A 15,809-nucleotide genomic window follows, 5' to 3' on the forward strand; every position below is an offset into this window, starting at 1 on the left:
TAAAAAAAAAGAGGACAAAACTATGATTGAAGCTTTATCTCTGTAAAATTGATGCTCTTTGTGGGAGAAATTATTTTTATAAAGAGGTAATCTCGTACAATGCAATACTTGCGGCTTGTACCACATTCATACTGCTGTTGTTGCCAAACATGTTGATGTGGACAACCTGGTTTGAAATTTTTAAAAGTTCTTCCGAAATCCCGTCAATTTCACTCCCTATCAAAAGGGCTATTTTTTTATTTTCAGGAATCGTAACTTCTTTAAGAGGTATGCTGTTACTGGTGATTTCCAAAGCAATTATTTCGAAGTTGTTTGCAGTCAGATACTCAGCAAGAACGGTAGTTTCTTCTATAATCTCGTGTGCAACATGAAGATGAGTACTTCTTGAAGTTTTATTAATCTTTCTGGGAGTAAGAGGAATGTCTTTTCCCAGAAAGATAATTTTTTCCACACCAAAAGCCTCGCTAATCCTGAAAAGCGAACCTATATTTTGCTGGAAATAAATATGGTCACAAACCAGCGTTACAGGAAATGTTTTTCTTTCAAATTGATTTTCTCCGTGGGTGAGCTGCACTTTTTAAATGTTAGTTCGTAAAAATATAATTGATAATATTAGCACCCATTTTTAGGGCTTTATCTCTTGCATTTGCAGTATCGTTATGTACTTCTTCATCTTCCCAGCCATCGCCTAAATCACTTTCGTAAGTATATAATAACACTAATTTGCCTTCAACAAAAATTCCGAATGCCTGTGCACGTGTTCCGTCATGTTCATGAATTTTTGGCAATCCGTTCGGGAAAGGATATGGTTTCTGAAAAATAGGATGGTTTGCAGGAATTTCGGTCAGATTGTTATTTGGAAATATTTTTTTGATTTCTTTTCTAATATATTGATCCATTCCGTAATTATCGTCAATATGAAGGAAACCACCGCCATACATATAATTGCGAAGATTTTCTATATCGTTGTCACTAAAAACAACATTTCCGTGTCCGGTCATATGAACAAAAGGATAGGAAAGCAAATCAGGGCTTCCCGGCTCAACTGTAGCAGGTTTGTCTTTTATACGCGTATTGATGTTTGCGTTACAAAATCTGATCAGGTTAGGCAGCGAAGTTGGGTTGGCATACCAGTCGCCACCGCCGTTGTACTTTAACAAAGCAATCTCCTGTGAAAAAGAAGAAAACGAAATCAATAAAAACAGAAATAAAATTTTTTTCATAGTTATTCAGGTATTTGTTAATTTGGGGTTTCGTTAAAAAAAACAACACTGTGACAGGCTACAATTGCTGCAGTTTCGGTTCTTAAGCGTGTATTTCCTAACATTACAGGTTTAAAATTATTTTCTACTGCCAAGATAATTTCTTTTTCAGAAAAATCTCCTTCCGGACCAATTAAAATAGTAACATTTTCATTTGGCCTCAGGATTTCTTTCAATGATTTTTTATCAGTCTCCTCACAATGCGCGATTAGATTCAAACCTTCGTTTTTTTGCTTAATGAATTCCTTGAAAGAGACTGCCGGATTTAATTTTGGCAAAAACGTTTCATTTGATTGTTTCATCGCAGAGAGAATGATTTTTTCAAATCGCTCAGGATTAATTGCTTTTCTTTCAGAACGGTCACAAAAAACAGGCGTGATTTCCTGAATGCCGATTTCTGTCGCTTTCTCCAAAAACCATTCATAACGGTCATTCATTTTTGTCGGAGCAACAGCCAGGTGCAAACGAAATTTTGGTTCAGCAGCTTTTGTAACAGAAAGAACCTTAACGATACACTTATTGTCTGAAGCTAAGGTTATTTCGGTTTCAAATAGTAATCCTAAACCATTTGTAACGTGCAGGATATCGGAATCTTTTTTTCTTAAAACTTTTATGATATGACGGCTTTCTTCTTTGTCAAAAGAAAAGCTTTCTGTTGTTTCGTCTATATTCGGGTTGTAAAATAATTGCATAATTAAAATTGAATTCTCGCTTTAGAAACCACTGCAGCGGTTTCAAAATGCTTTGATAAATATTTCTGATAGCCTACAATTCCAATCATGGCTGCATTGTCTGTAGTATATTCAAATTTTGGGATAAAAGTTTTCCAGCCGTATTTCCCTTCGCTTTCTTTCAATCGGGTTCTGATGCCTGAATTGGCAGAAACACCTCCGCCGATTGCGATTTGTGTTATGCCGGTTTCCTTTACGGCGAGCTTCAGTTTATCCATCAGGATTTCAATAATGGTATACTGAATAGAAGCACAAATGTCATTGAGGTTTTCTTCGATAAAATTTGGATTTTCCTGTTTTTTCTTTTGGATGAAATATAAAATAGCAGTTTTTAGCCCTGAAAAACTAAAGTCTAATCCGGGAACTTTTGGTTTGGTAAAGGCAAAAGCTTTCGGGTTTCCTTCTTTGGCATATTTATCAATCAATGGCCCGCCAGGATAGGGAAGTCCAAGAATTTTGGCACTTTTGTCAAAGGCTTCGCCTACAGCATCATCAGTAGTTTCGCCGATAATTTCCATATCAAAAAAGCCATTTACTTTTACGATTTGTGTATGACCGCCACTAATGGTCAAAGCCAGAAAAGGAAATTCAGGTTTGTCAAAACCTTCTTCGTCTATAAAATGCGCCAAAATATGGGCATGCATATGATTTACAGCAATTAACGGGATTTGTAAAGCCAGAGATAAGGATTTGCTAAAAGAGCTTCCTACTAAAAGTGACCCCATTAAACCAGGTCCCTGCGTAAATGCAATGGCTGTTAACTGTTCTTTTTGTACATTTGCTTTACGTAGTGCAGCATCGATTACAGGAACTATATTTTGCTGGTGTGCTCTTGAAGCCAATTCAGGAACAACGCCGCCATATTGATTGTGAATTAACTGATTCGCTACAACATTTGAGAGTACTTTATCGTTATGTAAAACTGCAGCAGCAGTATCATCGCATGAACTTTCGATGGCAAGAATAAAAACCTCTGAATTTTGCATATAAAGGCACGATTTTGGATTATATTTGAAAAATCAAATTTTAAAATTTTCTTTGATTGAAGTAAACGCCAAAATTAAAGAAATTTTATTAAAAAACAGGAGTCCTATGCCTGTTCAGAATTAAATTAAAAGAAAACTAAAATTAAAGAGCTATCAAAAAAGTAAAGAAAATAATATCACGAACCCTAATTGGGTTGATTTTACTTTTACTGGCACTTGCTATTATTTTGTCTTTGCCTGTAGTTCAGACCAAAATTGCTGATTATGTTACAGAATCACTCAACACTGATTTTAAAACCAAGATAAGCGTAGACAAGGTGGCAATCAATATTTTTGGAGGTGTAAAACTAAAAAAAGTACTGATTTTAGATCATCATAATAAAACGATGATTTACTCGGATATCATTTCTACCGATATTTTGAGTGTAAAAAGATTACTCGACGGTGATCTTATTTTTGGGGACCTTAGACTTACAGGACTTCTTTTTAACCTGAAGACTTATAAAAACGAAGACGAAAATAACATTAATAAATTTATAAGGTTATTTGATTCGGATAAACCATCAAAAACGAACCGCCATTTTTTACTGACAGCCAAAAACGCCTATATTTCCAAAGGAGTTTTTACCGTAATCGATGAGAACAAAAGAACGCCAAAACTTATTGATTTTGTAAAGCTTAACGCTTACATCAGCGATTTTAAATTGTACGGACCTGATGTAAATACTATTATCCACAGATTTTCATTTCAGGATCACCGTGGCTTATATGTTTCGAATTTTGCAGGGAAATTCAGTTATACCAAAAAACAGATCAGAGTCGAAAATTTAGCCATAAAAACCAAAAGGTCAAATATTTATGGTCAGGCAATATTAAACTATAATCCTGGAGATTTTCTGGCTTTTACAGATAAAGTAAAATTTGATGTTGCTCTTGATTCTGCTTCAATTGCTACCAATGACCTTCGTTATTTTTATGACGGATTGGGTAAAAACCAGCATTTTAAAATTAAAACAAAAATAAAAGGAACGCTGAATAATCTTAATTTGAAACGATTAAGACTTAGCGATACAAACGGTTCAAGAATTATTGGAAATATAAATTTCAGAAATCTTTTAGGGAATAAGGATCAGAAATTTTCAATGGATGGAAAGTTTGATAAACTGGTTTCGAGTTATGATAATCTGGTAGTTTTATTGCCTGTTGTTTTAGGAAAAAAGCTTCCTGAAGAAATCAAGCGACTGGGAAGGTTTAATATCGTAGGTAAGGCAAAAGTTTCGACGACAGACCTGGAAACTGATTTTAAAATGATAACCGATTTAGGAAATGGCCAGGTTGACCTTCATATGAATAACATGGATTTTATTGACAAGGCTTCTTATTCGGGCAATATTATCCTGGACAATTTTGACGTAGGTACCTTGCTGCAAAGAAAAGATGTTGGCAGGACAACTTTGAATCTTGATGTTGACGGAACTGGTTTTACTCAAAAATATCTGAATACAATTGTAAAAGGAGACATTTCCAAATTAGATTATAATAAATACACCTATAATAATATTGTGATAAACGGTAATTTTAAATTGCCATATTACAAAGGACAGCTGTCTGTAAACGATCCGAACCTGAACATGACATTTGATGGTCTGGTTGATTTAAGTACACGCGAAAACAAATATGATTTTCATATCAATGTTGAAAATGCCGATCTGCGAAAGCTAAAATTTGTAAATGATTCTATTTCACATTTTACCGGAGATGCGGTTGTACAGTTGAGCGGAAACTCCATCGAAAATCTTCAGGGAAATATTTACATTAAAGATGCGGCTTATCAGAACCCCAAAGCCACTTATGCTTTTGATGAACTGACAGTAAATTCCAGTTTTGACGAAAGCAGGATTCGTACCATAACAATTAATTCATCAGATGTAGTTGATGGAAAAATTGTGGGTAAATTTCAGTTTAAAGAATTAGATAAACTGGTAATGAATTCTGTCGGAAGCCTTTATACCAATTATAAACCTTATAAAGTTAAAAAAGGACAGTTTTTGCGTTTCAATCTCCATGTTTACAACAAGGTTGTAGAAATGTTGTATCCTCAAATTGAAATTGATTCCTCTACGGTTCTGCGCGGAAAAATAGATTCGGATTTACAGGAATTCAAATTCAGGTTCCGCTCTCAAAAAATTACAGCAGACAAAAACACATTCGATAACATCCGAATCAATATTGATAATAAAAACCCACTTTACAATGCTTATGTTGAGTTGGATAGTATTAAAACTCCGTATTATAAAGTACGTGATTTTAGTCTGATCAATGTAACCTCAAAAGATACGTTGTTTGTTCGTTCAGAATTTAAAGGAGGAAACCAGGGTGAAGATTATTACAACCTGAACCTTTATCATACCATTGATAAAAACAAGAACAATGTTGTAGGTATTCATAAATCGGAAATGAAATTTAAAGACTATTTATGGTATTTAAATGCAGCCGAAGGAAAAGATAATCAGATAGTTTTTGATAAAAACTTCAGGAATTTTACCATTGATAATATTATACTATCACATGAGGATCAGAAAATTGACTTAAATGGTATTATAAAAGGTACAGATTATAAAGACCTTGTCCTGAATTTTGAAGATGTAGATATCAATAAAATTACGCCTTTTAATTCCAAATTTGTATTTAATGGTAATCTGAACGGAACGGTCAATTATAAACAGAACAAAGATGTGTATCAGCCAACGGCTTCGATTGTAATTGATCATCTTAACTTAAATAAAACCGAACTCGGGACATTGAATTTTGATATTTCCGGAGATCAGAGTTTTAGAAAGTTTACTATAAATTCTTCTATTCAAAATGGTTTTACAGAATCGTTTAAGGCAGATGGAACTTTTGCAATCGAAAATAAAGAAACATTTCTGGATCTTAATTTGAAACTACAAGGGTTTAATCTGGCAACTTTAGGAACTATAGGTGGTGATGTTTTATCGAATATCAGAGGATCAGTGTCTGGTAATGCCGCAGTTGTAGGAAATGTCAAAAAGCCGGAAATCAACGGAAGGTTGTACGTAGAAAAAGCAGGAATGACAGTTCCGTACTTAAATACAGATTACGAATTAAGCGACAGGACTGTAATAGATTTGACAGACGAGAAATTTTTATTCAGAAATAACCAGCTGACCGATACAAAATACGGAACCAAAGGTTTGCTAAACGGTAGTATCGAACATCATAATTTTGGAGACTGGAAACTAGACCTGAATATTACCTCAAAACGATTATTGGCACTTGATACAAAAGACAGTGATGATGCGGCTTATTTTGGAACCGCTTTTATAAATGGTGCTGCAAGTATTACTGGGCCGGTATCCAGTTTATTTATTAAAGTAGACGCAAAATCTGAAAAAGGTACAGAAGTTAAAATTCCGATTAATAATGTACAGAGTGTAAACGAAAGCAGTTTTATTCATTTTATAACCCCAAAAGAAAAGTTCAACCTGGCCAATGGTATTGTGGAGAAAACAAAAAACTATGGTGGTCTTGAGCTGGAGTTTGACTTTGATATCACACCGGATGCCGAAGTAGAAGTAATCCTGGACAGAAATTCAGGACACGGTATGAAAGGAAAAGGATATGGTTCGTTATTATTTAAAATTAATACCCTGGGCAAATTTAATATGTGGGGAGATTTCCAGGCATATGAAGGAACCTATAACTTTAAGTATGGAGGTTTAATTGACAAAAAATTTGCAGTAAAAAAAGGAGGGTCAATTATTTGGGAAGGAAACCCAATGAAGGCACAGCTTAATCTGGAAGCCGTTTATAAAACAACCGCAAATCCTGCCGTATTATTAGACAACACCTCTTCATTCAATAAAAAAGTTCCTGTCGAAGTGGTAATTGGGTTAAGAGGAGATTTGGCAAGTCCGGAACCTAATTTTGATATTCAGTTCCCATCTGTGAGCAGCGTATTAAAATCTGAAATACAATACAAACTGGATGATAAAGATATTCGCCAGACACAGGCTTTGTATTTATTGTCAACAGGTTCGTTTATGAGTACAGACGGATTCAGTCAGGGAGATTTTTCCGGAACGCTGTCTGAAACGGTTTCGAGTCTTTTTGGAGGTATCATCAAATCTGACAATGATAAAGTAAATATCGATTTAAATTATATTTCTGCCGACAAACGACTGGGCCAGGAGGCAGATGGCCAGTTTGTAGCTAATATTACATCTCAGGTAAACGACAGGATTACCATTAATGGTAAGGTAGGAGTTCCTGTAGGAGGTATAAACGAATCGGCAATTGTTGGGGATATTGAGATACTTTACCGCGTTAATGAAGACGGATCGATGAACCTGCGTTTGTTTAATAAAGAAAATGATATCAATTATATCGGACAGGGAATTGGCTATACACAAGGAGTCGGTATCTCGTACGAAGTAGATTTTGATACTTTTAGTGAACTGGTAAATAAAATATTCAAAAGCCATAAAATAGAAAGATCCCTCAAAAGCTCGTCAGATGATTTGCAGGATTCGAACTTAAACCCTGATTATATCAATTTTACTAATAAAAAGGAAGCTGAAAAAAATCAGAAGAAATCAGACAAAAAAGAAGACAAAAAAGAAGATCAAAAACCTGAACCAGCTCATAATAATCAGGGTGTAATTCCTGATAATGATGATTTTTAATTTTGTTAAAATATTCTATTCTAAAACCATTATGATAAATAATGGTTTTTTTATGCTTAATTTTAGCATTTTAGTCTTTTTTCAGCAAATTTTGATGTGATAGATTTTTATAACAGTTCATTAATGTATTGTTAATTTTAAGGAATTAATTAAAAAAAGTGCCTTTTATTATTTTTAATGAATTTTTTCATATAGAAAAACTTATTAACGAAAACGTTTGAATTTAACACATTTTATTAATTTATTATAATCAGAACCTGAAAAGTGATGAATGTTTGCTAATTTTACACTTTAATACTTAAATAATGCCAAAAACAATAAAAAAAGTTGGTGTTCTAACCTCAGGAGGTGACTCACCAGGAATGAATGCCGCAATAAGATCAGTTGTTCGTACATGTGCTTATCATAATATTGAATGCATAGGGATTTATAGAGGTTACCAGGGAATGATCGAAGGAGATTTCAAAGAAATGGGACCACGAAGCGTAAATAATATTGTAAATAAAGGAGGAACAATCCTGAAATCAGCGCGTTCGGTTGATTTTAGAACTCCGGAAGGTAGAAAAAAAGCGCATGAAAACCTTGTAAAAGCAGGTATAGATGCTCTTGTTGTAATTGGTGGAGACGGAAGTTTTACCGGAGGTTTGATTTTTAATTCAGAATATGATTTTCCTGTAATGGGAATCCCGGGAACAATTGATAATGATATCTATGGTACAAGTTTTACTTTAGGGTATGACACTGCTTTAAATACTGTTGTGGATTGTATTGATAAAATCAGAGATACCGCAAGTTCGCATAACCGTCTGTTTTTTGTAGAGGTTATGGGTAGAGATGCCGGACACATTGCTCTTAATGCAGGAATTGGAGCCGGTGCCGAAGAAATTCTTATTCCTGAAGAAGATTTAGGTTTAGACCGATTACTTGATTCACTTCAAAAAAGTAAAGCTTCAGGAAAATCATCAAGTATAGTTGTTATTGCTGAGGGAGATAAAATTGGTAAAAATGTATTCGAACTAAAAGATTATGTTGAAGCTAATTTACCTGAGTATGACGTAAGGGTTTCTGTTTTAGGACACATGCAGCGTGGTGGTTCTCCATCTTGTTTTGACCGTGTTCTGGCAAGCCGTTTAGGTGTAAAAGCTGTTGAATCTTTAATAGAAGGAAAGTCAAATTATATGGTTGGACTTCAGGCTGATAAAATAGTTTTAACGCCATTGGAACAAGCAATTAAAGGAAAATCTGAAATTGATAGAGAACTCTTGAGAGTTTCTGATATCATGTCAACATAAATAGAAAAGTTTAAAGAGAAGAAAGTTTATTGTGAGGAAATTAGACTTTTTAATAGTGTAATAAAAACAAAAGCAAAAATTTAGTAAAATGTCAAAAGTAAAATTAGGAATAAACGGATTTGGACGTATCGGAAGAATCGTTTTTAGAGAGTCTTTCAATAGAGATAATGTAGAAGTTGTTGCAATCAACGATTTATTAGATGTTGATCACTTAGCTTATTTATTAAAATATGATTCAGTTCACGGTCGTTTCGACGGAACTGTAGAAGTTAAAGAAGGAAAACTTTACGTAAACGGAAGAAATATCCGTATTACTGCAGAAAGAAATCCGGCTGATTTAAAATGGAACGAAGTTGATGTTGATGTTGTTGCAGAATGTACTGGTATCTTCACAACTATCGAAACTGCAAATGAGCACATTAAAGGTGGTGCTAAAAAAGTAATCATTTCTGCTCCTTCTGCAGATGCACCAATGTTTGTAATGGGAGTAAACCACGAAACTGCAAAAGCTTCTGACGTAGTTGTTTCTAACGCTTCTTGTACTACAAACTGTTTAGCTCCTTTAGCTAAAGTTATCAACGATAATTTCGGAATTGTTGAAGCTTTAATGACTACTGTTCACGCTACAACTTCAACTCAAATGACAGCTGACGGACCTTCAAGAAAAGACTGGAGAGGTGGACGTGCTGCTGCAATCAATATCATTCCTTCTTCAACAGGTGCTGCAAAAGCGGTTGGAAAAGTTATTCCTGAATTAAATGGGAAATTAACTGGTATGGCTTTCCGTGTACCAACAGCAGACGTTTCTACAGTAGATTTAACTGTAAAAGTGGCTAAAGAAACTTCTTACGAAGAAATCATGGCTGTATTGAAAAAAGCGTCAGAAAACGAATTGAAAGGTATCTTAGGATATACTGAAGATGCTGTTGTTTCTCAGGATTTTATTTCTGACAAAAGAACTTCTATCATTGATGCTACTGCAGGAATTGGATTAAACTCAACTTTCTTCAAATTAGTTTCCTGGTATGATAATGAGTATGGATATTCAAGCAAATTGATTGATTTATCTGTACATATTGCAGGTTTAAAATAATAATATATATTTTTGCAAAATCCCGTTATCTCCAAATAACGGGATTTTCTTATTTTGTTATGTCTTTAATTAATGTAAAAAACACACTTATTAAGGAAAAACTAATCCAAAAACTAAAAAGAAATGAAATTAATTGTTGATAGTGGATCTACTAAAGCCGATTGGATTGCAATAGATGATAATGGAAAAGTATTATTCACCACACAAACTTTAGGATTAAATCCTGAAATTCTTGACGGACCAGAAATCGTAACAAGATTAAATGACCGTTTTGATATTTTACAAAACAAAAAAAATGCAACACATTTGTTCTTTTACGGGGCAGGTTGCGGAACAGAAAGAATGCAAAAAGCATTGACAGAAATATTCAGAGAATATTTTACAAATGCGATTGTTGAAGTTCACGAAGATACTTATGCGGCAGTTTATGCGACTACTCCAAAAGGAGAAGAAGCAATTGTTAGTATCTTAGGAACCGGTTCTAACTGTAGTTATTTTGATGGAAAAGTATTGCATCAAAAAGTACAATCGTTAGGATATATTGCTATGGATGACTGTAGTGGTAATGTTTTTGGAAAAGAATTAATCAGAAAATATTACTTCAATAAAATGCCTAAAGATCTGGCTGCTGAATTTGAAAAAGAATATAATCTTGATGCTGATTTTATCAAAAACAAATTATACAAAGAACCAAATCCAAATGCCTATTTAGCGACTTTTGCTAAGTTCCTGATCAAACATAAAGATTCTGAATTTTGCAGAAAAATCATCTTCAAAGGGATGAAATCTTTTGTGAAAAATTATATTAAACAATTTGATAATTGTCACGAAGTTCCGGTACATTTTGTTGGTTCTATTGCCTTTTATCTAAAAGATGAATTACAGGAGACATTCGATAAATATGAACTGAAACTGGGGAATGTTTTAAGAAGACCTATTGATGGATTAATTGCTTACCATGTTGCTAATCAATAATTCTGGTTTTATGGAAATTGCGATTATCGCACATGATGGTAAAAAAGCAGATCTGATTGATTTTCTAATCAAAAATGAAGCTGTTTTGCACCATGAAAAAATCAGGTTAATTGGTACAGGAACAACCGGAGGAAAAGCCGAAGCTGCGGGTTTCAAGACTCAAAGAATGCTTTCGGGACCTTTAGGAGGTGATGCACAAATTGCGGGAAGAGTAGCCGAAGGAATAACAAAAATGGTTTTCTTTTTTAAGGATCCTCTTTCAAGTCATCCTCATGAAGCAGATATTAATATGCTGATTCGCGTATGTGATGTACATAATGTGCCGCTGGCAACAAATGAGGCAACGGCACAATTATTACTTGATGCTATTGCACTGCGATTATAGAAATCTCAACATTTACATTTTTTGGCAGACAAGCTACCTGAACCGTTTCACGAGCTGGAGCGGTTTTTTCGTTAAAATAAGATCCGTAGATGGTATTTATAGCGCCAAAGTTATTCATATCCATAATGAAAATAGTTGCCTTAACCACATTTTCAAAAGTCATATTTGCAGCTTCTAATATGGCTGCAATATTTTGCATAACCTGCGTTGTTTCGTCATTAATATTATCCGTAATCAATTCTCCTGAAGCCGGATTGATAGCAATCTGCCCCGAAGCATATAGTGTGTTTCCTGATAATACGGCCTGATTGTAAGGCCCGATAGGAGCCGGAGCTTTTTCAGTAAAGATTATTTTTTTCATAGTAATAAGATTTTAATATGCGAATAGCGGTTTGTAAACCATTAAATTAACAAAGGTTTCCTAAAATTTTCGTGTCTCTAAAATACGATTTTTTATCGATTAGAAGTGCTTCGTTTGTTCCATTTGATGTCACTAAGAACTCCGGATTTGATTCCGATAAAGAAATTCCAGTTAGAATTAGTTCCAATCGGGCTCCAGTTAAAAGCCATCCTCCAGCTTAATAAATCTCTTTCAAAACGAAATTGTGTAAACGTAACTCCTTTTTGTACAAAGTCGTAACCGGTAGAAACTCCGCCTTTCCATTTTGGAGTAATATCCATATTGGCAGAAATCATGATTGAGTTTCCGGTAATCTTGCTTTCACGATTTACATTCGAATAGGTTAATGAATATGCCATTGTCATATCCCACGGAATTTTGGAGTTGAAAAATTCAGTAATTACATTTTCATCATCATCATTACTGTCGTTGGCAAACTGACTGTTCCTGGTATCGTTTAAGTCGGTATTGGTACCAAATAAATCATCCTTTCGTCCACCATTCCGTTCACTCTGTTTATTTTCCTCTTTTCCGCCCTTATTAGAGAACGAATAGTTCATGGTGACATTGGCGCTCGTCATTCTGAATAAACTTCCGCCATTGTCAATATTATAAGTATTTATTCTTACTCCTGAATTGTCAATAGCATACGGATCAAGTGTAGCTCCGAAGTTGACATTCATTTTATTGTCAAAAAATTGAGTTCCACCACTTACAAGCAACGGCTGCCATGCTAAAGTTTCTTTTCCGTTAGCATTAAAATTGTAGCTGGTGCTCAAATTCAAATTGTTCAGCAGCATGATCTTTTTAGGCTCTGTTTTTGTACTGTCACTATCTCTTACTTTTGCTTCAAAAGTATTGCTTAATGCAAAACCTACAATGTTTGAATTGTCTTTACTTGGAACTCCATAAGCACCATTTTCAAATCGGGTATATTGTGTTGTAATTCTGCCAGAAGCATCAACAGCATAATTATCATAGTATTTTTCAAAACTAGGGGTGTAGGCATACGTTACAGAAGGCCTCATGACGTGACGAATCGACTGAATTCTTTTATCATCACCAAAATTGAAAGTACCATAAATCGTAGTTCCTAAATTAGAGCTAAAATTGTATGTTCTAAAAGCATCAAATCCGTTGATTGTTTTGTCTACAACTTTACTTTGTTCTAAGTCATAGCTTTTTTCAATAGTTTTGGTAACCCAGGTTTCCTGATAATTGGTAGAAGCTCCGGCACTAAAATATTTAAATATTTTAAAGTTAGTACTAATCGGAATACTGTGCTGCATACCAATTTGGGCATCTCTAAACATCTGTGGCTTAAAAAACAAGGAATCTGTAGTAACAATAGTATTTTTACCGCTTAAGTTATATTGCAGGTTTATATTTTTAATCAGACCTTTTTTTACACCATCTTTACCAACAAAAGGGTATACACGATCAATACTTGCCTGCAAGGTAGGTAATGTCATGTTAATTACCTCTGTTTGTGTATTTTGAGAGTGCGTTGCTGTCAATGAAAGACGGGCCTGCGGAATTGTATTGAATGTTTTGTTATAAGATATCGATGAACTCAGTGTATTGTTCAGGTTAGACCCTACGTTAGCCTGATTTATTGACTGCTTAAAGTATTTACTACTACCTAAGTTCACAGAAGCAGAAAAAGTCGAATTGGGATTCGATTTTGTATCTTTTGAATGCGACCACTGGATATTGTAAATGTTTTGCTTAGAGTAATCCGGATAGCCCCTTTCACTGCTTATCAGGTTTTCATAGCGGATATTCACATTTCCCCTATACTTATATCTGGTTGCATAGGCAGATTCGAAACGCAGTGCATAACTTCCGTTTGTGTAGTAATCGCCGAGAACCGTTAAATCGTAATTATCACTTAAAGCAAAATAATATCCCATATTTTGAAGTGAAAATCCACGCGTATTTGAATCATTATAACTTGGTATAATAATTCCCGAAACACTTTTTTCCTGACTCATCGGAAAATAAGCAAACGGCAAAGCAAGCGGAGTAGGTACATCAGCAATAACCATATTGGTCAGACCTGTTATAACTTTTTTTCCGGGAATGAATTTTACTTTATTTGTCTGGAAATAATATTCCGGATTATCAATATCTTTAGAAGTAGTAAAACGTGCCCCTTTCAAAAAATAAACAGAATCATTTTCTTTTTTGGTAATGGCAGCTTTTACTTTAAATTCTCCCTGTTCTGTTCTTGAATTATAGATTAAAGCTTTTTTGGTCTTAAAATTAAATCGAATCGAGTCAGGCTGAACTTCGCTGGCTCCCTGTTTAAAATTTGGATATTGTACCAGGACCCCTGCAGAATCTTTTATCCTTCCGGCGTAAACTTCATCTTTTTCATAATTAAGGACAATGATACCCGATTTTAATTCTACATCTTTGTAGTAGAGCTCGGCTTCATTATAAAGAGTAATTGTTTTCTTTTTCTGGTCAATTTTAGCATAATCTTTAGCCACATATTTTACTTTTCCGTCAAGAAAAGTTTTTTTAGGCCTGACCGTATCTAGTTTTATCGTATCTTTTGGAGTGATTTCAGGTTTTTCTTCCTGTTTTGTGGTTTTATCTGTTTGTTTACCAGTTGGTAACGAAGTTTTTTTGGGTTTTATCTCCTGAGAATATAGATTACCACATCCTATTGTTAGGAAAAATGATATTAAAACGATATTAAATAAGTTTGTGTGCAAAGGTTTAAATGCTATTTTTGTAAAAGTATGGCTTGTTTTTTGACGTGTCAAACTTACATATAATTTTTTGTCAAAAATAGACAATTATAAAAATTATAGCAGTTGTGTTTTATTAAAATTAACTTTTAGATTTATGAATATAATTAACAAAACTAGACTAATATTTAGTTTTTTTCTAATGATAACCTCTTTTTATTCTTACAGCCAGTCCAATGTATTTAAGGTAACACTTGATGCCGGACATGGTGATCATGACTTTGGAGCTGTTTACAGCGGAAGGATAGAAAAAAATATTGCACTGGCAATTGTGTTAAAAGTAGGGAAGATATTAGAACTTAATCCAAATGTTGATGTTATTTATACCCGTAAAACAGATGTTTTTATAGATCTTGTCGAAAGAGCCAATATTGCCAACAGGGCAAATTCCAATATTTTTGTTTCTATACACTGTAATGCAAACAAAAATACAGCAGCAGACGGAACAGAAACCTATGTAATGGGTTTAAGTAAAGTCGCATCAAATCTTGAAGCTGCTAAGAAAGAAAACTCGGTTATTACCTTAGAAAAAGATTACAAACGAAAATACGAAGGTTACGACCCGAATTCTCCTGAATCAATGATCGGTCTTACATTAATGCAGGAAGAGTATATGGATAACAGTATTTCGCTGGCAAGCAAAATTGAAGACAATTTTGACAAACTTGGAAAAAAACTTCGTCAGGGAGGAGTGAAGCAGGCTCCGTTTATGGTACTTCACAAAGCATACATGCCAAGAGTTTTGGTAGAAACAGGATTCGTATCTAATCCTACAGAAGGAAATATCCTGAATTCTGAAGAAGGGCAAAACGATATTGCAAAAGCTATTGCCGAAGCAATCTTAAGTTATAAAAGGGAATATTTTGGCTCAGGAACTCCGGAAGTATCAGAAGCTAAACCCGTAAAAGATACTACACCGGCAAAAAAAGTAGTAGAGAATTCAGTTGCTAAAAATGCACCAAAAGGAACTTTTTTTAAGGTACAGCTTATTGCCAGTATCAAGAAAACACCATTGGAACCTAAAAATTTCAAAGGCCTTAAAAATGTAACCATGTTATTTGAAAACAATATATATAAGTATTTCTATGAGGAAACTTCAAGTTATGATGCAGCCCAGAAATATTTACAAGAAGCTAAGAATAAAGGATATGGAGCAGCATTTTTAATAGCATACAAAGACGGAGAAAAAATCAGTATTCAGGACGCAATTAAATAATAGT

Annotated in this window: 12 protein-coding genes; 6 read left to right on the forward strand and 6 right to left on the reverse strand. The window is 34.2% G+C overall.

Annotated features, from left to right (window positions below; translation table 11 throughout):
• Nucleotides 1-76: 76 nt before the first annotated feature.
• The 4 genes from DCO46_RS15915 to tsaD are packed head-to-tail and all read right to left on the reverse strand — an operon-like array spanning nucleotide 77 to nucleotide 2,979.
• Entirely contained in the window at nucleotides 77-574 is a 498-nt protein-coding gene (locus DCO46_RS15915) for a TrmH family RNA methyltransferase (protein WP_116753495.1), read from the reverse strand.
• Nucleotides 575-584: 10 nt separating this feature from the next.
• A complete protein-coding gene (locus DCO46_RS15920) occupies nucleotides 585-1,223 on the reverse strand; it encodes a DUF4159 domain-containing protein (protein WP_116753496.1) in 639 nt (212 codons plus the stop codon).
• Nucleotides 1,224-1,240: 17 nt separating this feature from the next.
• The gene (locus DCO46_RS15925) at nucleotides 1,241-1,954 is read right to left on the reverse strand and encodes a 16S rRNA (uracil(1498)-N(3))-methyltransferase (RefSeq protein WP_116753497.1); all 714 of its coding nucleotides are present in this window, start codon (nucleotides 1,952-1,954) and stop codon (nucleotides 1,241-1,243) included.
• Nucleotides 1,955-1,956: 2 nt separating this feature from the next.
• Nucleotides 1,957-2,979, reverse strand: coding sequence for a tRNA (adenosine(37)-N6)-threonylcarbamoyltransferase complex transferase subunit TsaD (gene tsaD / locus DCO46_RS15930; RefSeq protein WP_116753498.1), 1,023 nt, complete (start codon nucleotides 2,977-2,979; stop codon nucleotides 1,957-1,959).
• Between the two features lie 194 nt (nucleotides 2,980-3,173).
• On the opposite strand from tsaD, the gene DCO46_RS15935 reads away from it, so the two are divergent.
• The 5 genes from DCO46_RS15935 to DCO46_RS15955 all read left to right on the forward strand — a co-directional run bounded on the left by DCO46_RS15935 (nucleotide 3,174) and on the right by DCO46_RS15955 (nucleotide 11,430).
• Complete coding sequence (locus DCO46_RS15935; RefSeq protein ID WP_243416330.1) at nucleotides 3,174-7,685, forward strand: translocation/assembly module TamB domain-containing protein; 4,512 nt, start codon at nucleotides 3,174-3,176, stop codon at nucleotides 7,683-7,685.
• Nucleotides 7,686-7,990: 305 nt separating this feature from the next.
• Entirely contained in the window at nucleotides 7,991-8,977 is a 987-nt protein-coding gene (gene pfkA / locus DCO46_RS15940) for a 6-phosphofructokinase (RefSeq protein ID WP_116753500.1), read from the forward strand.
• 88 nt (nucleotides 8,978-9,065) lie between these two features.
• A complete protein-coding gene (gene gap, locus DCO46_RS15945) occupies nucleotides 9,066-10,070 on the forward strand; it encodes a type I glyceraldehyde-3-phosphate dehydrogenase (RefSeq protein ID WP_035683135.1) in 1,005 nt (334 codons plus the stop codon).
• Between the two features lie 123 nt (nucleotides 10,071-10,193).
• A complete protein-coding gene (locus tag DCO46_RS15950) occupies nucleotides 10,194-11,045 on the forward strand; it encodes an N-acetylglucosamine kinase (protein WP_116753501.1) in 852 nt (283 codons plus the stop codon).
• Between the two features lie 10 nt (nucleotides 11,046-11,055).
• Nucleotides 11,056-11,430 carry a methylglyoxal synthase gene (locus DCO46_RS15955; RefSeq protein WP_116753514.1) on the forward strand — a complete coding sequence of 125 codons (375 nt, stop codon included), beginning with the start codon at nucleotides 11,056-11,058 and terminating at the stop codon, nucleotides 11,428-11,430.
• Here the strand turns inward: DCO46_RS15955 and DCO46_RS15960 are convergent.
• Together DCO46_RS15960 and DCO46_RS15965 are read right to left on the reverse strand one after the other, a co-directional pair.
• On the reverse strand, nucleotides 11,411-11,791 hold the full coding sequence (locus DCO46_RS15960) for a Rid family detoxifying hydrolase (RefSeq protein ID WP_116753502.1): 381 nt from the start codon (nucleotides 11,789-11,791) through the stop codon (nucleotides 11,411-11,413). The genes DCO46_RS15955 and DCO46_RS15960 overlap by 20 nt on opposite strands.
• 92 nt (nucleotides 11,792-11,883) lie before the next feature.
• Nucleotides 11,884-14,604: a putative LPS assembly protein LptD gene (locus tag DCO46_RS15965; protein ID WP_165828970.1), complete on the reverse strand. Its 2,721-nt coding sequence runs from the start codon at nucleotides 14,602-14,604 to the stop codon at nucleotides 11,884-11,886.
• An 82-nt stretch (nucleotides 14,605-14,686) separates the two neighbouring features.
• Here DCO46_RS15965 and DCO46_RS15970 point away from each other — a divergent pair, with 82 nt between their 5' ends.
• A complete protein-coding gene (locus tag DCO46_RS15970) occupies nucleotides 14,687-15,805 on the forward strand; it encodes an N-acetylmuramoyl-L-alanine amidase (RefSeq protein WP_116753515.1) in 1,119 nt (372 codons plus the stop codon).
• Nucleotides 15,806-15,809 lie beyond the last annotated feature (4 nt).

The organism is Flavobacterium sp. HTF (assembly GCF_003105115.1).
Classification (GTDB): domain Bacteria; phylum Bacteroidota; class Bacteroidia; order Flavobacteriales; family Flavobacteriaceae; genus Flavobacterium.

Excerpts from the sequence above, each read along its gene's own strand:
- DCO46_RS15960 (WP_116753502.1), bottom strand. The coding sequence starts at position 11,791 with ATGAAAAAAATAATCTTTACTGAAAAAGCTCCGGCTCCTATCGGGCCT.
- DCO46_RS15970 (WP_116753515.1), top strand. The coding sequence starts at position 14,687 with ATGAATATAATTAACAAAACTAGACTAATATTTAGTTTTTTTCTAATG.
- DCO46_RS15925 (WP_116753497.1), bottom strand. The coding sequence starts at position 1,954 with ATGCAATTATTTTACAACCCGAATATAGACGAAACAACAGAAAGCTTT.
- DCO46_RS15955 (WP_116753514.1), top strand. The coding sequence starts at position 11,056 with ATGGAAATTGCGATTATCGCACATGATGGTAAAAAAGCAGATCTGATT.
- DCO46_RS15950 (WP_116753501.1), top strand. The coding sequence starts at position 10,194 with ATGAAATTAATTGTTGATAGTGGATCTACTAAAGCCGATTGGATTGCA.
- tsaD (WP_116753498.1), bottom strand. The coding sequence starts at position 2,979 with ATGCAAAATTCAGAGGTTTTTATTCTTGCCATCGAAAGTTCATGCGAT.
- gap (WP_035683135.1), top strand. The coding sequence starts at position 9,066 with ATGTCAAAAGTAAAATTAGGAATAAACGGATTTGGACGTATCGGAAGA.
- pfkA (WP_116753500.1), top strand. The coding sequence starts at position 7,991 with ATGCCAAAAACAATAAAAAAAGTTGGTGTTCTAACCTCAGGAGGTGAC.
- DCO46_RS15920 (WP_116753496.1), bottom strand. The coding sequence starts at position 1,223 with ATGAAAAAAATTTTATTTCTGTTTTTATTGATTTCGTTTTCTTCTTTT.